The organism is Chamaesiphon polymorphus CCALA 037 (genome assembly GCF_003003845.1).
Classification (GTDB): domain Bacteria; phylum Cyanobacteriota; class Cyanobacteriia; order Cyanobacteriales; family Chamaesiphonaceae; genus Chamaesiphon; species Chamaesiphon polymorphus.
In genome coordinates, this window is the sequence record NZ_PVWO01000623.1 from 1 (window position 1) to 2,892 (window position 2,892).

Consider the following 2,892-nt stretch of genomic DNA (forward strand, 5'->3'; position numbering starts at 1 on the left):
TAGCTAAAGATTCCATCCTATTTTGAATAATGTTTTTTGCTCTCGATCGCCATATCATACATCAATTCAGCAACGCCCAATTTTCAACTAGCAGATTGGGTAGTCGATCGATCTTACTCTCGATCGAGCTAGATTTACAATCGTTGGCGTAGTCTACCGTGGGCGATCGCGCTCCAATTATATTAGACAATCGATCGTACTTATCGAAATATTGTCAAAAGATATTATCGATCGCGCTTCATATGTGGGTTTATCAAAGTTATAATGTCAAATATTTAGGACATCAAGGAACTCCCGATGGCTTCTATCACCATTGATATTTCAGACGAGCAACTTCAGAAATTGCAGCAATTAGCACGAGACAATCAAGTTTCGCCCGAAGATTTACTGCGCGTCAATATAGAAGATTGGCTAGCTCGTCCGCAAGATGAGTTCGATCGAGCAGCAGATTATGTTCTCAAGAAAAATGCCGAACTCTATCGTCGGTTAGCATGATTCGTTATCTCACTTTAGCAGAAGTAATCGAGCTACACTCCAGAATCATAGAGCAGACAGCGGGAAGTGGTGGTATTCGAGATATGGGTGCCTTAGAATCTGCGATCGCACAGCCACGCATGACTTTTGGTGGGGAGGAACTTTATCCCACAATTATTGAAAAAGCTTCGGCATTGGGGTTCTCAATTGTGATGAATCATCCATTTGTCGATGGTAATAAACGCGCTGGACACGCGGCAATGGAGACATTTTTGGTGTTGAATCGGCTGGAAATTAAGGCGGTGGTGGATGAGCAGGAACGACCGATCTTGGCTTTGGCTGCGGGTGAGTTAGATCGAGATGCTTTTACTAACTGGCTACGGCAAAATGTCGAACCTAGATAACGATCGAGATTTTATTGATTGGTGGCAATAAAATCATGGGGAGAATTAGGGTGGGCACTGCCCACCAACTACAATTCAGGCAATAAATTAGAGGATTTTTTCTAATCCGTAGACTAGCGATTTTAGTCCCAAAATCTTGCGGATGGCGAGGAGAACTCCGGGCATATAACACGATCGATTGGTGGTATCGTGACGGAGTAGATAGATCTCTCCAGGTGCGCCGAAGATAATTTCTTGATGGGCGATATAGCCAGGAAGTCGGACGCTATGGATGCGGATATTTTCGTCGGCGATGCAACCTCTAGCTCCAGCAATTTTCTCGGATTCGGTAACGCTGGGAGGATTGAAGGTTTTACCCAGTTCGCCTAGCAGTTGGGCGGTTTGAATGGCGGTACCGCTGGGCGCATCGGCTTTTTGATTGTGATGGAGTTCGATGATTTCGACGTGCTCGAAAAATTTGGCAGCTTGAATGGCGGCTTGCTGCATTAAAATTACCCCGATCGAGAAATTGGGGATAATCAGACAGCCAGTGCTGGCTTTGTCGGCAAATTCGGCCAATTCCTGAATCTGCTGGGGACTCAATCCGGTGGTACCAACAACCGGACGCACGCCATACGCGATCGCCGATCGGACGTTTTCGTAGATACTATCGGGATGGGTAAAATCGACCATCACGGGTGTTTGTTTCTCTTGGGATGCCATCACCAGGATCGCCTGGAGATCGTTCATTACAGGCACTTCTAAGGCTCCACAGCCTGCGATTTCGCCGATATCCTCGCCCTGTATTTTGGGATTGCGATCGATCGCGCCCAGCAATACCATATCTGGGGCATTAGCCACTGCTTTGATGACTTCTATTCCCATTTTTCCTGCCGCACCATTGACGACTACAGGGATTGGCGATTGGTTACTCATGCTGATTCTCCTTGGCTGACAATTCCACATTGCCTATTATGACATCGAAAGACTTGCTGTTTGGTTTCCAGCAGGATGTTGTCAACAGATCGAAACTAGCTGGTTGATATTCTTTAGTAAATCATACCTGAATTCAGCAACGCCCGATTTTCCTCCAGAGAGGCTACGCCAAAGAGAGCAGACGAATATCTTTAAAGATCGGATCGATCGAGTTGCGTAGGCTGGTTTTGCTTGCGCGTGCGGCGGTTTCAACCGCTGACGAATCTGGGACGACTTGAAAGCTTAGTAAGCTATAATTGTTAGAGAGTATTTATGTCAAGCGCAACCTCATGACAGCCAAAGAACAGTTGCTACAAGAACTAAGTTCTGTACCGGATAATCTAATTTTGGAAACGCTCAATTTCGTGAGATTTTTAAAAACCAAGGAGCGATTCTCTGAGGGAGATGTTCCGCGAACGAATTTGACGGTTGCGGCTGAATTGATGCGCGATTTTTATGCCGAGGGTAGCGAACTTACCGAATTTAGCGATCGATCTCAAGATGATTTCTACGAGTACGAAAACTATGCTTAGGGGTCAAGTTTGGCTATATAGTGCCGATCCGACCGTTGGTGATGAAATTGGTAAAACTCGTCCGGCTGTGATTGTGAGCAATAACGAGCTAGGAGTATTGCGATTGAAAGTTATCGCACCCATTACCGGATGGAATGAAGCATTTGCCTTGGCAGCATGGATGGTAAAGATCGAACCAAATAGTGATAATGGTTTGAGTAAGAGATCTGCTGTTGATACTTTTCAAGTACGGTCGGTTTCTCAGCAACGATTAATCAAGCAAGTTGGCACTTTGTCTGACGAGAACATGGATGAAGTTAGTAAAGCATTGGGTGTTGTTTTAAGTATTGGAAATTGATTCTATTACCGCACGATTGAAATCGTCGCTAGTGTTGCAAAGTCCGCCTTTGCGGACTAATATCCCCAACCCGCGAAGGCGGGTTTCGCATCACGAGCGGCGGTTTCAACCGCACGCCTACTATTAACCCAAACCACTCTCCAAATCTGCCTTCGCTACCCCCAAAGCATCCTTCACCTTACTTGCGTCC

The 2,892-nt window shown here is 45.9% G+C and carries 6 protein-coding genes; 4 read left to right on the top strand and 2 right to left on the bottom strand.

The genetic code is table 11. The annotated features are described in order from the left end of the window. Nucleotides 1-61: 61 nt before the first annotated feature. Nucleotides 62-190, bottom strand: coding sequence for a hypothetical protein (locus C7B77_RS31575; protein ID WP_281261397.1), 129 nt, complete (start codon nt 188-190; stop codon nt 62-64). Between the two features lie 107 nt (nt 191-297). Here C7B77_RS31575 and C7B77_RS27340 point away from each other — a divergent pair, with 107 nt between their 5' ends. Further along, on the top strand, nt 298-495 hold the full coding sequence (locus C7B77_RS27340; protein ID WP_106312474.1) for a ribbon-helix-helix protein, CopG family: 198 nt from the start codon (nt 298-300) through the stop codon (nt 493-495). After that, complete coding sequence (locus tag C7B77_RS27345) at nt 492-878, top strand: type II toxin-antitoxin system death-on-curing family toxin (RefSeq protein ID WP_106312477.1); 387 nt, start codon at nt 492-494, stop codon at nt 876-878. The genes C7B77_RS27340 and C7B77_RS27345 overlap by 4 nt, the downstream gene beginning before the upstream one ends. A gap of 87 nt (nt 879-965) precedes the next feature. Here C7B77_RS27345 and dapB read toward each other — a convergent pair whose 3' ends face one another. Continuing rightward, nucleotides 966-1,793, bottom strand: a complete 828-nt coding sequence (dapB, locus tag C7B77_RS27350; protein WP_106312480.1) for a 4-hydroxy-tetrahydrodipicolinate reductase — start codon at nt 1,791-1,793, stop codon at nt 966-968. Nucleotides 1,794-2,089: 296 nt separating this feature from the next. Here dapB and C7B77_RS27355 point away from each other — a divergent pair, with 296 nt between their 5' ends. Together C7B77_RS27355 and C7B77_RS27360 are read left to right on the top strand one after the other, a co-directional pair. Further along, on the top strand, nt 2,090-2,365 hold the full coding sequence (locus tag C7B77_RS27355; RefSeq protein ID WP_146138558.1) for a hypothetical protein: 276 nt from the start codon (nt 2,090-2,092) through the stop codon (nt 2,363-2,365). After that, the gene (locus tag C7B77_RS27360; RefSeq protein WP_106312486.1) at nt 2,358-2,702 is read left to right on the top strand and encodes a type II toxin-antitoxin system PemK/MazF family toxin; all 345 of its coding nucleotides are present in this window, start codon (nt 2,358-2,360) and stop codon (nt 2,700-2,702) included. Before C7B77_RS27355 ends, C7B77_RS27360 begins: the two co-directional genes overlap by 8 nt. Nucleotides 2,703-2,892: the final 190 nt, after the last annotated feature.